At 33.4% G+C, this 19,303-nt stretch carries 14 protein-coding genes; 7 read left to right on the forward strand and 7 right to left on the reverse strand.

The features are described 5' to 3' along the window. Positions 1-85 precede the first annotated feature (85 nt). From QQM35_RS06580 to QQM35_RS06600, 5 genes are all read left to right on the forward strand, one after another. A complete protein-coding gene (locus tag QQM35_RS06580) occupies positions 86-1,444 on the forward strand; it encodes an isochorismate synthase (protein ID WP_251519480.1) in 1,359 nt (452 codons plus the stop codon). Further along, positions 1,431-3,113, forward strand: coding sequence for a 2-succinyl-5-enolpyruvyl-6-hydroxy-3-cyclohexene-1-carboxylic-acid synthase (gene menD / locus QQM35_RS06585; RefSeq protein ID WP_251519482.1), 1,683 nt, complete (start codon positions 1,431-1,433; stop codon positions 3,111-3,113). The genes QQM35_RS06580 and menD overlap by 14 nt, the downstream gene beginning before the upstream one ends. Continuing rightward, entirely contained in the window at positions 3,100-3,906 is an 807-nt protein-coding gene (gene menH / locus QQM35_RS06590; protein ID WP_251519484.1) for a 2-succinyl-6-hydroxy-2,4-cyclohexadiene-1-carboxylate synthase, read from the forward strand. Before menD ends, menH begins: the two co-directional genes overlap by 14 nt. Then, positions 3,899-4,717, forward strand: coding sequence for a 1,4-dihydroxy-2-naphthoyl-CoA synthase (menB, locus tag QQM35_RS06595; RefSeq protein ID WP_251519486.1), 819 nt, complete (start codon positions 3,899-3,901; stop codon positions 4,715-4,717). The genes menH and menB overlap by 8 nt, the downstream gene beginning before the upstream one ends. Before the next feature lie 534 nt (positions 4,718-5,251). After that, positions 5,252-5,695, forward strand: a complete 444-nt coding sequence (locus QQM35_RS06600) for a MarR family winged helix-turn-helix transcriptional regulator (protein WP_342610284.1) — start codon at positions 5,252-5,254, stop codon at positions 5,693-5,695. Positions 5,696-5,934: 239 nt separating this feature from the next. Here QQM35_RS06600 and QQM35_RS06605 read toward each other — a convergent pair whose 3' ends face one another. Together QQM35_RS06605 and QQM35_RS06610 are read right to left on the reverse strand one after the other, a co-directional pair. Next, positions 5,935-7,095: an aminotransferase class I/II-fold pyridoxal phosphate-dependent enzyme gene (locus QQM35_RS06605; protein ID WP_342610285.1), complete on the reverse strand. Its 1,161-nt coding sequence runs from the start codon at positions 7,093-7,095 to the stop codon at positions 5,935-5,937. Positions 7,096-7,175: 80 nt separating this feature from the next. Then, positions 7,176-8,180 (reverse strand): acyltransferase family protein, encoded by a 1,005-nt coding sequence (locus QQM35_RS06610; protein WP_251519521.1) that lies wholly within the window; start codon positions 8,178-8,180, stop codon positions 7,176-7,178. Positions 8,181-8,375: 195 nt separating this feature from the next. Between QQM35_RS06610 and QQM35_RS06615 the strand changes: the two genes are divergently transcribed. Continuing rightward, on the forward strand, positions 8,376-8,798 hold the full coding sequence (locus QQM35_RS06615) for a MarR family transcriptional regulator (RefSeq protein ID WP_251519530.1): 423 nt from the start codon (positions 8,376-8,378) through the stop codon (positions 8,796-8,798). 99 nt (positions 8,799-8,897) lie between these two features. On the opposite strand, the gene QQM35_RS06620 is transcribed toward QQM35_RS06615, so the two are convergent. The 4 genes from QQM35_RS06620 to QQM35_RS06635 form a co-directional block, all read right to left on the reverse strand. Next, on the reverse strand, positions 8,898-13,523 hold the full coding sequence (locus tag QQM35_RS06620) for a GW dipeptide domain-containing protein (protein WP_251943173.1): 4,626 nt from the start codon (positions 13,521-13,523) through the stop codon (positions 8,898-8,900). A gap of 215 nt (positions 13,524-13,738) precedes the next feature. Next, positions 13,739-14,161, reverse strand: a complete 423-nt coding sequence (locus QQM35_RS06625) for a GNAT family N-acetyltransferase (RefSeq protein ID WP_251515913.1) — start codon at positions 14,159-14,161, stop codon at positions 13,739-13,741. A 72-nt stretch (positions 14,162-14,233) separates the two neighbouring features. Continuing rightward, positions 14,234-14,704 (reverse strand): DUF2538 family protein, encoded by a 471-nt coding sequence (locus QQM35_RS06630; protein ID WP_251515916.1) that lies wholly within the window; start codon positions 14,702-14,704, stop codon positions 14,234-14,236. Positions 14,705-14,744: 40 nt separating this feature from the next. Then, a complete protein-coding gene (locus QQM35_RS06635) occupies positions 14,745-15,965 on the reverse strand; it encodes an LCP family protein (protein WP_251943172.1) in 1,221 nt (406 codons plus the stop codon). A 312-nt stretch (positions 15,966-16,277) separates the two neighbouring features. Between QQM35_RS06635 and QQM35_RS06640 the strand changes: the two genes are divergently transcribed. Beyond that, a complete protein-coding gene (locus QQM35_RS06640; protein WP_251515922.1) occupies positions 16,278-17,933 on the forward strand; it encodes a phospho-sugar mutase in 1,656 nt (551 codons plus the stop codon). A gap of 348 nt (positions 17,934-18,281) precedes the next feature. Here QQM35_RS06640 and rihC read toward each other — a convergent pair whose 3' ends face one another. Beyond that, the gene (gene rihC / locus QQM35_RS06645; protein WP_342610286.1) at positions 18,282-19,187 is read right to left on the reverse strand and encodes a ribonucleoside hydrolase RihC; all 906 of its coding nucleotides are present in this window, start codon (positions 19,185-19,187) and stop codon (positions 18,282-18,284) included. Positions 19,188-19,303: the final 116 nt, after the last annotated feature.

The following is a 19,303-nucleotide window of genomic DNA, read 5'->3' on the forward strand; positions in this document are numbered from 1 at the left end:
AATAGGCTATATTTATCACATCAATATCGAAAAATGATACAATAGGATAACGAGCGTAATCAGTTAAATGAAAGAAGTGAAATAGATGACTTTTGATGTCAAGGAAAGTGAAATTGTCGAAGCGGTATATGAAAGTAAACGCAACTGGGTTTCTGTAGAAGCGAAATTAAATTTCGAGTTAGACCCAACGTTACTGTTTCATATTACAGAAGATAATAAGGGCGACCGTTTTTATTTCAAAAAAAATGACAACGAAACTGCATTCTTTGGCTATAATGCAATAAAAAGGTTCAAAAATGATTTTGAGAATAAACAATCTATTTTTCGTGAGTGGGAAAAATATAGAAACGATATTGAGCTCATTCATCCAGAATCAGATAAACATCACCTTAAAATTTGTGGTGGTTTTCAATTTACTGCTCATAAATCAGGTGATGAATGGCGAGAATTTGGAATAAATCATTTTGTGTTACCTGAAGTATTAGTGACGATTGAAGATGGTTGTACATTTATAACTTATACGGTTGAAACGAGCGAATTCGATATTGAATCATTTAAGCATGTCATTAGACAATTATCACAAACAGATATAACGCTTGATCAAGAAATGGGAAATGTTAAGCGGATTGAAGACATCTATAAAGATGAATGGCGTGATTTAGTTAAAGAAACCATAGAAACGTTAGATGATAAGAAGAAAATTGTATTAGCGAGAAGAAGAATTGTTCAGTTTGATAAAGATATAAGTATTCCTACTATTTTAAGACAAGCACTTCAAGCGGAGCATAATAGTTATTTATTTGTTTTAGAATCACAGAATAGTGTCTTTTTCTCACAAACACCAGAACAATTGATGGAAGTTAATGAGGATGTATTATCAACAAAAGCAGTTGCAGGTACGATTAAACGCACACATCAAGAACAACTGGATAATGCAAACATTGAACAGTTTTTACAAGATGAGAAAAACTTAAACGAACATCGTTTTGTAGTGGAAAGTATTTTAAATGACATTGAGCCTTATGTAGAAGAAGTGTCATTTAACAAGCGTCCTCAAATCTTGGCTAATGATCATTTGTATCATTTATATACAATGATACACGGTAACTTAAGTAAGAAATCATATATTGGGCTACTTGATCGTTTACATCCGACACCTGCATTAGGTGGTTATCCTAAAGATGAAGCCGTCGAATATATAGAGCAACTTGAATTTGGTACACGCGGGCTTTATGGCGCGCCTGTAGGTTATATAGATATGTACAATAGTTGCGAATTTATCGTTGCTATAAGATCAATGTTGATAAAGAAAAATAGAACAACATTATTTGCAGGTTGCGGTATCGTAAGTGATTCAGATGCAGATAGCGAAGTGAATGAAACAGCAATGAAATTTATCCCAATGATGAGAGCATTAGGAGTCGATAATTATGACCAACCATAAAGAAGCTTTAACTAAACAAGTCTTTACATTCGTATCACACCTCTATGCCTATGGGGTACGTGAAGTAGTGATTAGTCCAGGTTCACGTTCAACCCCGTTAGCGATTGCAATAGAAGCACATCCAAATTTAAAATCTTGGATTCATCCAGATGAAAGAAGTGCAGCATTTTTTGCGTTAGGGCTAATGAAAGGGAATGAACGTCCTGTCGCTATTTTATGTACATCTGGAACTGCTGCAGCTAACTACACACCTGCGATAGCAGAAAGTCAGTTAAGTCATTTACCTTTAGTCGTATTAACGAGTGATCGACCACATGAATTAAGAGGTATTGGCGCACCTCAAGCTATTAATCAAAACCAAATGTATGCTAACTTTGTACAATATCAGTTTGACTTCCCAATCGTTGATACGGATGAAAATAATAACCATATGGTTAATACTATTGATTTTCAAATGCAAAAAGCAAGTCAATTTCTTACTGGACCTCATCGTGGACCCATTCATTTTAATCTACCATTTAGAGAGCCTTTAACTCCTGATACTGAAAAAGTAGAATGGTTAACAAGTGATGAAATAAAACTACCTCATTATCAAAAAATGACAAACATCGATGATATTGCATCGATTATCCAACAACAAAAAGGATTGATTATCGTTGGTGATATGCAACATCAAGATGTTGACCAAATTCTTACATTTTCTACAGTGCATGATATCCCTGTGTTAGCAGATCCATTAAGTCAGTTAAGACAAGCATCTCATCCCAATGTAATAACGACGTATGATCTATTGTTTAGAGCCGGGATGGAAGTCGAATTAGATTATGTCATTCGAGTTGGTAAGCCAGTGATTTCTAAAAAGGTAAACCAATGGTTGAAAGTAACGCCTGCCTATCAAATTTTAGTACAAAATACTGATTTGCCAGATGCATTTCCAATTGCACCGCACAGATCCTTTGAAATGTCTGCAAATGACTTTTTCAGACAGGCAACTGAAGTTCAGCCTGCTGAACGTACACAATGGTTAAAAAAATGGCAATCATTAGAGCATCATGCCAAGCTTGAAATCCAAGAATACGTTAAATATGCTACAGATGAATCGGCCTATGTGCGTGCACTTTTAGAGAAACTCTCTGACACGGATACATTATTTGTAAGTAATAGTATGCCGATCAGAGACGTTGATAATTTATTGATTGACTGCCAGGCTAAAGTATATGCAAATCGTGGCGCGAATGGTATAGATGGGGTAACCTCCACTGCTTTAGGTATGGCAGTCCACAAACCAACTACGCTACTCATTGGTGACTTAGCGTTTTATCATGATATGAATGGCTTATTAATGTCAAAACTACATGATATCCAATTGAATATCGTATTACTAAATAATGATGGAGGAGGTATATTCTCCTATCTACCTCAAAAGCAAGAAGCGGAAAGCTATTTCGAGCGCTTATTTGGAACACCAATTGGTTTGAACTTTGAACATACAGCGTTATTATATGGCTTTACATTTGAACGGTTCGAATCAATTTCGGCATTTCAACAAACACAGCTTTCAAGTTTTGGTGCCCATATCTATGAAGTCGTAACTTCAAGAGAAGAGAATCATGCGCAACATCAAAAATTATACAAAAAGTTGAGTGATATCATTAATGTTACATTATAATTTTTATGAGTCGAAACAAGAATCAAATACGTTGTTAATCATGTTACATGGTTTTATTAGCGATCAACATGCTTTTGATTATCATGTTGACGTGTTATCAAATCAAATGAATATTGTGACGATTGATTTACCGGGCCATGGTGAGGATAATTCTAACTTTGAATATGATTGGAGCTTTGATTTCATTAATCAACAGCTAGACGACACGTTACAACAATTTGAAAGTTATCAACTCTTTTTACATGGTTATTCCATGGGAGGACGCGTCGCCTTGAATTACGCCCTCACATATTCAGATAAGTTAAAAGGACTCATTTTAGAGAGTACATCGCCGGGTATTGCTCAAGCAGATGATAGAGAAGAAAGAATGCAAGTCGATAATGCACGAGCGAAAGTACTTGATATCGCAGGGTTAGAAATATTTGTAAATGATTGGGAGAAGTTACCTTTATTTTATACACAATATGAATTACCACAAGAAACGAGGAAACGCATTCGTGATATGCGTATGCGCCAACAACCGCAACGACTTGCTAAAGCTTTAAGAGGTTATGGTACCGGACAAATGCCAAATTTATGGCCAAAACTAAGCCAACTTACACTTCCAACATGCTTAATTGTAGGTGAATTAGATAAAAAATTTATCGATATTGCCAGTAAAATGGAAAAAGAACTTAATACAGTACAAATTCATGAAGTTTTAAATAGTGGACATACAGTTCACGTGGAAGATGAAGTAGAATTTGATAAAATAGTATTAGGTTTTATTCAAAAGGAGGAGCAAAATGACTAGACAATGGGAAACACTTAAAGAATATGATGAAATCAAATATGAATTTTTTGAAGGTATTGCGAAAGTGACGATTAATCGTCCAGAAGTACGCAATGCATTCACTCCAAAAACAGTTCAAGAAATGATAGATGCATTTTCAAGAGCGCGTGATGATCAACGTGTTTCTGTTATTATCTTAACTGGTGAAGGGGACAAAGCATTTTGTTCTGGAGGAGATCAAAAGAAACGTGGACACGGTGGTTATGTAGGTGACGATGAAATCCCACGCTTAAATGTATTAGATTTACAAAGATTAATTCGAGTGATACCAAAACCAGTTGTTGCCATGGTACGTGGTTATGCAATTGGTGGCGGAAACGTATTAAACGTAGTATGTGACTTAACAATTGCTGCTGATAATGCGATCTTCGGACAAACAGGTCCAAAAGTAGGTTCATTTGACGCTGGATATGGTTCAGGATATTTAGCTAGAATCGTAGGTCATAAAAAAGCTCGTGAAATTTGGTATTTATGCCGTCAATATAATGCTCAAGAAGCATTAGATATGGGCTTAGTAAATACAGTTGTGCCTTTAGACCAAATTGAAGATGAAACAGTTCAATGGTGTAAAGAAATGATGGTTCATTCACCAACAGCTTTAAGATTCTTGAAGGCAGCAATGAATGCCGATACAGATGGTTTAGCTGGTTTACAACAAATGGCAGGCGACGCTACTTTACTTTATTACACAACTGATGAGGCTAAAGAAGGTAGAGACGCATTTAAGGAAAAACGCCAACCAGACTTCGACCAATTCCCTAAATTCCCTTAATAAAATATAGAGTTAAAGTAGGGATTGGGACAGAAATCGAAATTTCTGTGAGAGGTTTTGTCGTCCCACTAGTTGGTAATGGTTATTTGTATAACACCGTAATCGTGTCAAGAGCAAGGCTCGACCTAGCATCCTAAGTAAGCGAGCAAATTTAATACTCATTATAGATATATATATAAGTAAAGCCCGTCAAAGATTGAAGATCTTTGATGGGCTTTTTGCTAGGAAAGTATAACCCAGCTTTTTATTTTTTGTGCAAATTATCTAAAATGCTAAATGAATATAAATTAGATTAATGCTAAAAACACTTTAATCAGTTGAATTTTTTCTATTATGCGTTAAAATTAAGTTGAATACGTTATATTTTCAGATTAAAAATATCCTAACAATTATAGCTCTGTTTTAATAGAGCGTGAGTTCGACTCAATAAAATTAAATAACTAATCTTTTTACAATTTTTTTAGTACTTATTATTGTATTTGAAACTATTTAAAATGTATAATGACATTATTATAAAAGGATTGAGGGAGAAATATGACAGCACAATCATATAATCAAATGAAGCAAGAAATGAGTTATTTGTTTTATATAACGAGTAAAGAGGTAATCAGTCAATATAATAACAAACTAAAAGCATATGGTATTAGTTTTCCTAATTTCATTGTTTTATTATATATTGAAAAAGACAAACCTATTTATATTAATACACTATGCAAAGAACTCTATTTAGATTCAGGAACAATTAGTCCAATTATGAAACGCTTAGAAAAGAAGAAGCTCATTCAACGCATTCGAGCAGAAGAGGATGAGCGTCGTGTGATGATTAAACTCACTGAGCAAGGTGCCGAATTAAAGGAACACTTTAGCCAAATTACAGACGATGTCGTTGATGAATTTGGAATGGATAAAGAAGATTCGCTTGCTTATTATGAAATTTTAAAAACCTTCGCTAAGAAAAATATATATAATCAGGAATAAGATATAAATAAAGTGGTATGTAATATTTTTTGTAGTAATAACTTATAAAAATAGAGTATTGTTTGCGAGACACCGTAAGGAGGAGTATATGTGTTGAGACCGAGACTCAACCTAGCCCCTTAGGTAACGAACAAATTCAAAACTAAATATCGATATATAAATTAAGCCCATCAAAGTTTGAAGAACCTTTGGTGGGCTTATTGCTAGGTATTTATGTTTTGGTGATATTGTTACATGTATTAACTATAATGCAGTTTTAAATATTGACTTAATCTACGCATTCCTTCTTTTAATGAGGCTAAATCATATGCATACGAAATTCGAACATGGCCTTTGCCAACATCGGTAAATGCTGAACCAGGTACAATCGCTACATGTGCTTTTTCTAATACATCTACACAAAATGCATAATCATCTGAAGTAAATTTTTCAATATTAGGGAAAATATAAAATGCACCTTCTGGTTGTGCATTTAATTCAAAGCCCATTGATGTTAGTTGTTCAATTAAATAATCACGTCGTTCTATATAAGCTTCGTTCATGTGTTGAAGAGCTTCAAGACCTTGAGTTAAAGCAGCAATACAAGCAATTTGTGCAGGAACATTCGCACAAATACAATTATAAGCATGCATAAATGTTAATTTTTCAATTAAATACTCAGGTCCAATTAAAAATCCTATACGAATACCAGTAGCAGAATGTGACTTACTTAAACCTCCGATGAGCAATAACTGGTCACGAATTTCATGAAACTCGGCAAATGAAGTATGTTGATTTGAAAATGTATTTTCAGCATAAATCTCATCACTAATAATGAATATTTCTTTCTCTTTAAGTACTTCAGTGATGGCATGAACTTCTTCATAGCTTAACGTGACACCTGTTGGATTCGTTGGGTAATTTAGTAAGATGGCCTTAGTTTTAGGTGTTACGTGTGATTGGATGGCTTCTGGTGTAACTTTATAATTCGTGGTAGTAGTATCTATATAAACTGGGGTACCACCTAAAGTCTTAACTAATGGTATATAACCTGCGTATACCGGGCCTGGTATTAATATTTCATCACCTTCTTCAATGATGCTTCGGAGTGCAGTATCTAATGCTTCACTGGCACCATTCGTAATGATAATTTCTTCATTTGTATACTTAAACCCATATTTATGTTCGAAATACTGACTTACTGCATCTCGAGTTTCTAATAATCCTTTATTGTGAGAATATCGTGTTTGATCCTCTGTTATCGCTTGTATGTATGCATCTTTTACAGTGTCTGGCATTGGAAAGTCAGGTTGACCAATAGTTAAATTAATACAGTCATCTATATTTTTTATACGACTTGAAAATTGACGTATACTTGGTGCTTTTAAATGTTTTGAATTATTGTTTAATGAAAGTTTCATCTTTTCACCTCAGAAAAATACCGAATTATTTTATTTCCATCATAACATAAGAAAATAAAAACAATTCGGTAAATTTTACATTATTCCTTAAATTTTGCAGGGGATTTCAAATGAATAATTGGGTTCGTCCATTTTGCTACGAACCGAGAAGATAGTACAAATACAATGAGCGCTGTAACGGTAATCAGGTAAATTATAGTTAATATGCTAATATGTTCTTTAAACGGATATATTTTAAAACCACGTAAAACACCTATGATTAAACCATGTAATAAGTAAACTTGCATTGTTCTTCTACCAATATAAGTAAAGAATAACTTTCCTGTTGGTATTAAAACGAAAAATGCAAACATTGATGTAAATATGATGAAGTAGAGTAATAAACGTTTGAACGGACTGTATAAATCATGCTTACCTTCTAATGACATATATGGAGAATCTCCAAGTAACCAATCTGGGTTGATTGGGTGATTGAGGTAAATAAGATAGAACAGAATTAGTACCTCTATAGCAATGATTACTAATCTTTTATCTTTAAAGATGCTCGTGTAACGTTGATCAAATAGAAAGCCAATATAAAATACTGGAAAGAACATGATTGTACGTGAAAAACTTAAGTAATTGTTGATGTCCTGAGAATATCCAGCTAATAATGAAATAATAATGGCTATGGGAAGTACATAATAGGGTTTATAGTTTTTTACAATTACCAATATAATATGAAAGAAAAACAAGGTGAGTAAAAACCATAACGCAAAGACAGGATCAAATGGATCCAATTGAACTTTATCTTCTTTACCTGTTAGGTAATAATATATAGAGAAAAATACAAAAAATATAAAGTAAGGGGCTAGTAATTTTTTTGATACTTTCTCTAAATAACCTTCTTTGCCAGCATTTTTAGCAAAATAACCAGAAATAAATAAGAAAGCTGGCATATGGAAACTATAAATTGTTAAATATAATACTGATAGATATATGTTTTCATCTTTATAAGGTTGCAATAAATGTCCAAAGACGACTAACATAATGAGTACAGCTCTTGCACTATCAAAAAAATAATCCCTGTTTTGTAATTTCGTCATTAAGCTTCTCCTTTAAACAGCGATATTATCCTTTATTCATTCTAATTTATTATAAAAGATAGGGGAAATGCAACAAATCAGACAGATTGTTGCATTGATATTGTATATGTTGAAAAATAACCTTATAATATTAATAAATAATATTGTTAATTAATCGCATGGATTGATGATAAATTATAAATGGAGATGAACAACATGTACACACAGCTGGAAATATTACTTACTCAAATTAGCAATGATTTAAATGTAGTGAGTAAACGATATGGTCAACGTGCAAATTTAACTTCTGAACAAATAGAAATGCTAAGAATTTTGTATCACAATAAGATATTAACACAATATGATTTGACGATGCAGTTGAATAAAGAGCAATCTATTGTGTCGAGATGGGTGAAGAAGCTGTGTCATTTAGGCTATATCCAAAGTAAACAATCGAATACAGATTTAAGATGTAAAGAGTTAGTACTTACTGAGAAGGCGAATCGATTAGTTGAACAAATTTATGAAACAAGGATTACATTAATAAAGGGTAGATGTACAAGTATGACATCTATAGATGTTGAATTATTAAATCAGCTACTATATAAACTGAACAATCAGAAGACGTATATCTCTTGAGTAGTAAATAAAAAAATACTGGATTAAGTCATAAACATGTATTTATAAAATAGAAAAAGAGGTCGGGACATCAAGTCCCGACCTCTTTGAATTTCAATCCTATTTTTTATATGTTGAAATATCGAAATATTTACCTAATTGACCAATTGAATCGTAAAAAGTTTTCATGCGTGTTGCGTTTTTCTCAGCCCAAGAAATATCTGTAGCGTATTGGTGTACACCTGGGTTTAATGGATTCCAACGCATTTTGTAAAGTGTGTTTTGACCTTGGTGGATATAAGAACCGGCAATGAATTTGGCACCGCCAACGATTGCTTTCTGTACTGTATCCCAACCATTGTTTTTCGCAGTTTTAAAGCCTTCTTTAACTGCATCACGATCAATCGCACCTATACCAAACATATTATAGTATTTAGGTGTTACATTTGTAACCACTTTATTATCAATTACATCTCCACCATTAGATAATGTTGAAGTACCATTACCTGTTTCTAATAATGCATGTGAGATTAAATAAATTTCATTGATATTATTCAGTTTAGCAGCTTCACTAAACGCTTCACCTTGCCCCTCTAAAATACCTTTTCCTTTTAATAACTTATTTAGATCCTCAGAAGGGATGTTTTGGGCTTTATCTAATTGTAAGAATTGGTATTTTTGAACTGGATCATTAGCTAATTTTGTAGTATCCATAGCTTGTTTGATTTCACTTGAAGTAGCATCTTCCCATTTACCAGCAATGCGTTGAATTTGTGGTTTTGCAGAAAGTGCTTTTTGTTTAGCTACGGCTTGATCTAATGTATAGCCTGATTGATTATATTGTACTAATTCTTTACGTAAATCACTTGCTTTAATCCAAACTACTTGGCCGTTAGCTAATTTACCATGATACCAAGTTACACCATTGATAGTTTGTTGTTCAAATACAGTGAAAATACCTGTATAGAAATCTTTTAATGAACCAGCTGGTGTTTTAGAAGTAGGATCAGTGTAATAATCACCATTTTCGTTATATATGATATAACTGAAATTCTTCGCTGTAACAGGTGATTGATTTACATCTTGATCATCAGCTTTAGTTAAATCTTTGCCTGCAATCCAACCAGTTTTATTGTTTACATTACCGTAAACATATTCATCTTTACCAACGTAAATTGACTTAGAAGCGTTGAAGTTATTGTCTTCAAGATTTTGTAAGTCGTCTAAGCGTTGCTTAGTAGTTCCCCATGGAATGACATAAAGACCGCCATTAGTTGATTTTACAATATATTTGTTATTGTTAGTAGTTGGTTTACTTAAACTTTGAGTATTAATATCATTTTTGTTTACCCAACCAATTGGTGTATTTTGTTGCGCATTTTGAATTAATACATAAGTGTTATCACCTTGTGTACGTTGCTTTGTTACTGTATACGTTTTTCCTGCATATTTTGTTGCATCTTTACCTTGTGGGTCATAAACAGTTGTTCTGATACCTGAATTAGTCGTATTTAATTGACCGATTTGACTTACTGATTGCGTTGAATTAGTAGCAGTTGCTGCTTCGTTAACAGTGATATCGCCAGTTTTCATCCAGCCGATATTTTCGTTTGAATTATTAGTAAGTAGGTAGAAAGATTTGTCACCTAAGTTAGCTTTCTTGCTTAATTTGTAAGTGTTGCCATTAACTGAAGATTTTTGAGTACCTGTCTTATCATAAACTGAACCATAAACACCGCTGTTAGTATTCTTAACAGTACCTTGTGTATTTGATAATTCAGTTACAGATAAATCATTGTTAACTTTAACTGCAACATCACCCGTTAACATCCAACCGATATTATCGCTTGAAGCGTTGTCAGTAAGTAAGTAGAAAGAACGATCACCTAATGTAGCTTTCTTACTTAATTTATAAGTATTTCCATTAACATAAGATTTTTGAGTACCTGTTGAATTATACACTGAAGTGAACACACCATTGTTTGTACGATTCACGATACCTTGAGTATTTGTTAAAGGTGTAACAGTTAATTGATTTTCAGTTGATGGTGTATCATCACTATCAGAACTTGAATCTGTAAGTTTATCTAGTCTTACCCAGCCAGATAGGTCATTGACTTTACCATATACATAGTTAGTTGAACCAACTTGTTGCATTTTTGTTCCATTAAATGTTTGTGTTGAAGATCCAGATACAGAGCCAACTTTTTGAGAAGAAGTTGCCCACGGTACGCTGTATACGTTTGAACCAGGTTCGATTTTATATGCTTTATCGATTGATTGTACTTTGTTTGCTGATTTATAAGTTACATCGTTTTGGTGGACCCAACCTAATAAACTATCTTTATTGTAGTCAGATACAAGGTAGAATTTTTCATCACCAATTGATGCTGATTTTGTAACTTTTAACGATTGGTTTGTACGACTCGTTTCTTTACCATCATGGTCATAAATTGTTGTATATAATCCATCATTTGTAGAACCAATGCGTGCCATTCCATTCGTAGTATTTACTGATACTTCACCTGTTTTAGGTTGATCGTTACTGCTGCCGTCTGTACTACCAGAAGAAGAAGCGCCCCATGGTGCAACTTGACCAGTTTGGATTAAGTATTTTTCTCTGATTAAGTCGTATAATTCATCATAAGTGTAGCCATGTTGAGCTAAGTAACCATGAGGGTCACTGTGGTCTGAACCGCCTAAATATTTACTTACTGCTCTATGTGTCCAAACAGTACCTTTTGCATCATACTCAGCACTATCAGGTTTTAAACCATAATAACGTAAATTTGTTGCTGCATAGTCAGCATAGTTATTGATAGATCTAGCAAACGAATCGTAATCGTGCGTATGAACAAGTTCAACATGGATGAAACGTTCATTTGCAGCTGGGCCAGCGCCCCAAGCAAGGTAATCCGTATTAGCTGTTTCAATTATACGATTTCCATCGACGTAAGCATGAACAAAAGCCATATTGTAATTGTTTTTCATGTAGTTGACTTCACCAGTAATTGTAGAGTTATCATTCGCAGTATCATGCATTACAATACCTTCTGGAGAACCGTAACGGTAGTTGTAACGTGGTAAATAACTTGCAATATCTTTCTCGTAATTTGGCGCTTCAAATTTATTTTTACGGATGTAATCATTAATTTTTGAACTTACTGTTGGCGTATATTTAGGAAGACTGCTTGTTGTCGCAGCTTCTTCAGTTAGGGAAGCTGAGCGTGTTGAAACTTTGTTTTCAGAACTATCAGTTGTTGAACCAGCTTCAGGAGCACTATAAGCTGCGAATGTTTTGAAAACTGGTGCTTCACTTGAGTTCGTGCTTTCTTGTTGAGTTGAATCATCAGTACTATTTGCAACTTTACGTGCAAGTGTATTTTCTGATGTTGCTTCTGCTAATTGTTCGCTGGAAGAAGTCGCATCGCCATCAGTAGATTGACTATCTTCAGAAGCTTGAGTGCTGTTATCTTCGCTGTCGTTTTGGTCAGCTACAGTAGAATCTTGGTTAGATTGAGATTGCACATCATCTTGTTGTTCACTAGAAGAAGTCGCATCGCCATCAGTAGATTGACTATCTTCAGAAGCTTGAGTGCTGTTATCTTCGCTGTCGTTTTGGTCAGCTACAGTAGAATCTTGGTTAGATTGAGATTGCACATCATCTTGTTGTTCACTAGAAGAAGTCGCATCGCCATCAGTAGATTGACTATCTTCAGAAGCTTGAGTGCTGTTATCTTCGCTGTCGTTTTGATCAGCTACAGTAGAATCTTGGTTAGATTGAGATTGTACGTCAGCTTGTTGTTCGCTAGAAGAAGTTGCATCACCATCAGTAGATTGACTATCTTCAGAAGCTTGAGTGCTGTTATCTTCGCTGTCGCTTTGTTCAGCTACAGTAGAATCTTGGTTAGATTGAGATTGCACGTCATCTTGTTGTTCACTAGAAGAAGTCGCATCACCATCAGTAGATTGACTATCTTCAGAAGCTTGAGTGCTGTTATCTTCGCTGTCGTTTTGATCAGCTACAGTAGAATCTTGGTTAGATTGAGATTGCACATCATCTTGTTGTTCACTGGAAGAAGTCGCATCGCCATCAGTAGATTGACTATCTTCAGAAGCTTGAGTGCTGTTATCTTCGCTGTCGTTTTGATCAGCTACAGTAGAATCTTGGTTAGATTGAGATTGCACATCATCTTGTTGTTCACTGGAAGAAGTCGCATCGCCATCAGTAGATTGACTATCTTCAGAAGCTTGAGTGCTGTTATCTTCGCTGTCGTTTTGATCAGCTACAGTAGAATCTTGGTTAGATTGAGATTGCACATCATCTTGTTGTTCACTAGAAGAAGTCGCATCACCGTCAGTAGATTGACTATCTTCAGAAGCTTGAGTGCTGTTGTCTTTACTGTCTTGTTGAGTAGTAGATGTTTGATCTTGAGTAGTTTGAGCACTTTCATTATTTAAATCATCTAACTGAGCATCGTAATTTGACTCGTCACTATCAGAAGTTTTGACTTGTGTTGGGTCTTGGTAAGCTTGTGTCCCTGAAATATTATTTGTTGGTTTACTCACTTCAGATTTAATTTGTTGACTGTCGTTAAGCGTTTTTTCATCATTTAAAACATTCGTATTTTTAGTTTGGTCTTGAGTGTTTTCTGATGCTTGTGCATGATGTGTTGATAACGCAGTACCAGCCAAAGTTAAAGCTAAGATTGACGGTACCTTGTAATTAAACTTTTTATTAGTCATAATTAATGCCCCTTTAACAAAATTAATTTAGTGTCATTATAATACGTTTAAATCGTACGTGGTTTGATTTCATCGTTTTGTAATAAAAAAGTAATGTTTTCGGTTAAGGTATGTTGGTGAATTATTGAACATGGTGTAGGTTAAATAGATGTTATTAATTTTATGTAAACGCTAGGGGGTCATTGTTTTATAAAATTTGTAAATTGTGTAATATATTAAGAAAATTTTTTGGACATAACGATATGTTCAATGTTTTCTTCCATAAAAACAGAACCCTCCGCTTGATATCCTAAAGTTTCATAAAACTTCTGCGCTTGACATTGGGCATTGAGTGTTACTTTAGAGAAACCTTCATCTTTAGCGTACTGTTCGATAAAATTCATTAATTTTTTACCATTACCTGATTTACGAAATTGCTTTGTGATTGCGACTCTTTCGATCTTTGCTTTATCATCTACAGCACGTAATCGTCCTGTAGCAAAAGGGATGTTTTCCTCATAACCGATAAAATGAGTGGATGTTTTATCATGTGCATCAAGTTCATTTTCTAGTGGAACGCCTTGCTCTTCTACAAAGACTTTTTTACGTACTTCGAAAGCGTCTTCCAGCATTTTATTTGTTGTTACCTTTTGAAACATACTTCAACACCTCGTTTAATATAATTAAAATAACCCTACCATAGTAGCTATGATAGGGCAACGTCCATTAAATTATTGAGCTTCTTGACGAATAATCGCTGAATATTGCCAAAATATTCTCATCTGAGCAATATTCCAATTATTCATTCCCATAGTGAAACCTGATGGTTTGAAAATATTCACATCAGTAACTTCTAAAGCAGCAGCAACTAAATATTGGATTGGGATACTAATCTGTTTCATCGTTTCAGTAATACCATTTTCATCATAAACCCAAGAAAATGGTAACTCTGCTTCAAACACATCGACTTTATCGAAGATTTCTGGTAATGCTACGATATAACATGCGCCATCAACGATTGGATTGTGTTCACTATCCTTATAATAAATTCTTAAGGCTTCATAATTTTCACGATGTTCATGGTTGACGTAAAAGAATTCATTTCTAAATAGAGCCATGTCTTTACTGTGGATTAATTGTTGTTCCAGAATATTGAACATACCATTGATATGAGCAATTTTTTCATATGTTTTACGTGACATGTCGCGTACTCCTCTCTACTTTGAGTATTAAAGTTGAAAATTAGTAAACTGCATTTTGTTGCTGTGTCTGACCTTCTTGATAGTTTGAATTACCAGTGGATTGTTGTGTTTGTGAATCCATAGATTGATTGTCGTTAGTTTGAGTATTATTAGTATTTTGATTTGATTCATTGTCGTTTTCGTTATTATTATTTTCATCATCAGAAGTATCGTTCTGATTCTTTTTAAGTAAACTACTATCAATTTTAGTCTGTGGCACGAGTGTACCATAAAAATCAGTTACACGTTGATTTAAAAATGCATCTTTATCACTAATTTTAGGGAGATTTAAATCATTACGCAATAAATTTGAAGTATTTTGGATACTTTTTATTGAAGGATTGTAATAGTAAATACCTTTTAGATAATCATCTTTACCTTTGAGTTGTTTACTTTTTATATCCATATCATGACGCATGTAAGTTGAAACAAAGCCTTCCATTTCTTTCTGACTAAAGTTATGTTTAGAATTTTTACCTACAATGCTAATGACGTTATCCAATTTATCGAATGAATTTGTCTGTTGTGCTTTGGCGAATAATATTTTAATAAGTTCCATTTGACGTTCGCCGCGTTTTAGATCTGAATCATGATGTCTTGTTCGAGCTACAGCAAGCGCTTGATCACCATTTAATGTTTGGTAACCTTTTTTAACTTTAATATTGCCATCGTCATTCGTATTTGGTTCATCTAAATTATAAGGTACATCGTATTTGATACCGCCAAGTTCATCAACTGCGTCAACGAAGGCATCCATATTTATTCTTATATAATAATCGACAGGCACATTTAATGTTGCTTCTACAGCGTCCATTGAGGAAGTAGGTCCACCAAATACATGAGCATGTGTGATTTTATCATAGTAGCCAACTTTAGGAATATAACTTACCGTATCTCTTGGAATACTTAACAATCTTATTCTATTTTTATCTGCGTTAAATGTAGAGAGGATCATTGCATCACTTCTAGAATGTTCAGTTGTCTGTCCATTTTCTTCTCTACCACTATTTTCATCGATTCCTAAAAATAAAATTGTAAAAGGGTCCTTAGAAGGATCTATTTTTGATTTTCTTACATTTGAAGTTCGATCAGAATCATCTTGGTTATATGAGTTTTCAAATGCTTTTTCAGAAGATTTTAGTATAGTAATAGCAAAGATAATTGGAACAACTACAAGAATTAATGAGAGTAATATAAGAAAGTATTTAAAAAATTTATTCATGTTTGAAGCTCCTTAAATATATGATTGATTTGGAATTTTTATACAATGTTAAGAATGTAAATTTATTGTAAAGTATAAATGTGCTATAACTTATTATTCTATTACTAATAGAGTAATTTATCAATAAAGAAATAAAATTTGTCAAATAAATATCTCAATTTAGGTGAAAATCATCTTAATTAATCGAGGTGTTAGTATAAAATGATTTCTTGCGTAACTTACGATATAATGGGGAATGCAATGACTTTGAAATTGAGAAGATCTATATAGATGATATATAAACCTTGTGCTTAAAATATAAGGAGGATAATTATGAAACAACAGTGGTTGGACAAGATTGATGAAAGTCTAGTGAAATCATTTTATGATCAACAATCAGAAAATGAACAACATGAAGGATTCGAAAATATTTTAAGTTTTGGTACGGCTGGTATACGTAGCAAGATCGGTTTAGGACCAGGCTATTTGAATGCATTCACAGTTCGAAAAGTTGCATTAGGATTAGCAAAGTATTTAAAGGCACAAACTGATGAACCTAAAGCAGTAATATATTATGATACAAGATTACTATCTGATGAATTCAGTGTAGAAATGGCTAGCGTAATGGGCACTTTTGGTGTTCAAGTTATACTTGCTAACAGCTATAAATCAACACCTGAATTATCATTTGCAGTAAAACATTTAAAAGCTGATGCAGGTGTAATGATTACAGCAAGTCATAATCCTAAACAATATAATGGAATAAAAGTTTACAATGAAAAAGGTGGCCAATTACTTCCAGATACTTCAGAAGCATTGAGTGAGTATATTAATAACATCAAAGAGCCTTTAACGATCGAAAAGGGAAATTTCAATGCATTAGTAGATGAAAATGCGATTGTATTTATTAATCAGGATTTAATCGAAGAATATAAACAAGAAGTTAAAGATTTAGTTGGTACAATTGAAGGTAATGAAACACAAGTGGTATTAACGAGTTTACATGGAACGAGTTTACCGATACTTTCTGAAATTTTAGATGAGCTTGACTTCAATCAATATGTAATAGAAGACACACAATCAAAACCTGATGGAAACTTCCCAACAGTGAAAGCAGCAAATCCTGAAGAAGAAGCAGTATTTGAACGTAGCTTAAAATTAGCAGAAGAACGAGATGCACAATTAATCATAGCTACTGATCCTGATGCCGATCGTTTAGGATTTATAGAAAGATATGGCAATAATGATTATAAATATTTTAACGGTAATGAAATTGGATTATTATTGATGAAGTTAAGATTCCAAGTACTAGTGGATGAAGGTAAACCATTGTATATTGTGAAATCTATCGTAACAAGTGAACTTGCTGATAGACTTGCACATGCATTAGATGTAGAAGTAAACAATGTGTTGACAGGTTTTAAATTTATTTCAGATAAAATTGAGGAAAAAGAATCCGACGGGAAAGACCAATTACTACTTGCATTTGAAGAAAGTCATGGATATTTAGCTAAACCAATTTCTAGAGATAAGGATGCAATACAAATTGCGCCTTTATTAATCAAATATAAAAACTTACTTGCAAAAAATGGTCTTACCTTTAAAGATGAAATGAATGATATTTATCAAAATATTGGTAAATTTGAGAATCGTACATTAGCGCCAGAGTTTGAAGGTGAAGCTGGTCGAAGTAAAATAGTGAATATCATGGAAAGATTTAGAAATGAACCACAAACTCAAATTTGTGGTATAGACGTTAAACAAATAGAAGACTATCAAAAAGGTTCTGTTAAAAATCTTGAAACAGGGGAGACAGAATCACTTACATTACCAAATACGAATTTGGTTAGATTTATTTTTGATGATGGTTTTATTGCATTACGACCATCAGGCACAGAGCCAAAGTTAAAAGTGTATTTTTCACTAAAAGCAGAAAATATAGATGAAATTACAGACCAATTTATGAAAGAATATATTGAGACTGTATAAAATTCACTATGTGTGAAACGCTTGTCTCCATTGACTAAGTTAAAATTAAATATTCATATAACAATAAAAAGGGGAGGAAGACAGAAATCGAATTTTTAATAAAGATTTCATAGTCCCACCCCCGGCAAAGATGACTAGGATTGAAAAAGCTTGATATAAGCGCATTTTCAATTCAGACATCTACTGATCTACTGCCAAGTTGACAACGAGTCTGAGACACCTATTTTGTCTCAGACTCGTTTTTATATAGATTTATTAAAGTTTTTGTCAAAATCATTTTGAAAACTTGATATTGAGAATTTTAATTTCTGTTAAATTTCTCAGTTTAAATATATCTAAAGTTAATATTTAGCAATATTCTAGTGCTTCGAAAAATAGCTTTTCTAAAGTTTGAGGGTGAATTGATTTTACAACAGAACAGTTAGGGAAATGACTTGCGAAATCTGTAACTGTAGCACCACGAGTTAACTCGCCGGAAATTTCAATTTGAACATCTGCTTCTTCAACTTCGAATTCTTCCGGATGTAATAAATAAAGCACTGTATAAACGTCGTATAAGTTTAATCCTTTTTCGAAGTCATCACCTTTATAATGTTTGAAAATTTTATATAACATTTGTGTTGCGTCGTTTTGTGATTTGAGTTTTTCTAAACTATCGTGACTTAAAGTTGAACTTCTAGCAACATCTAAGCCTACCATCGTAATTGGCAATCCTGAATCAAACACAATCTTGGCTGCTTCTGGATCACAATATATATTAAATTCAGCTAGGGGAGTCACATTTCCTCTGCCAGTTGATCCACCCATTAATATGACTTCCTTTATATAATCTTTAACCTCAGGATAAGTAGATAATAGTAACGCTATATTTGTAAGTGGCCCTATAGGAATCAATGTAATAGGGTCTTCAGAATTAAGTATAGTTTGACGCATGGCTTCTACTGCATGCGAGGAGGCTAAATCTTTTTCATTAATTTCTGGAAAATCATAACCGTCCATACCTGATTCACCATGAACAATACTTGCATCATACAAATCGTTTAACAATGGGCGAGAAGCACCGCGATGTACAGGCACATCACTGTTAAAAAACTTTTTAAGTTTTAATGCATTTGCTGTAGTTTTTTCGATACCTACATTTCCATTTACAGTTGTTATCATTTTTAGGTCGAAATTCGGATGATTTAAAGCGATGCTTAATGTGGCTGCATCATCAATTCCTGGATCTGTATCAATAATGATTGGTTGTTTCAACGTTTCATCCCCCTATAGTATTAAAGTTTATACATCCACTATATCATTTATAGGTGTAAGTCTAAAAAGATGTATATACATAAAAAAACAAACCAAATGCTTAAAGCATTTGGTTT

It is taken from the genome of Staphylococcus hsinchuensis, from assembly GCF_038789205.1.
Classification (GTDB): Bacteria; Bacillota; Bacilli; order Staphylococcales; family Staphylococcaceae; genus Staphylococcus; species Staphylococcus hsinchuensis.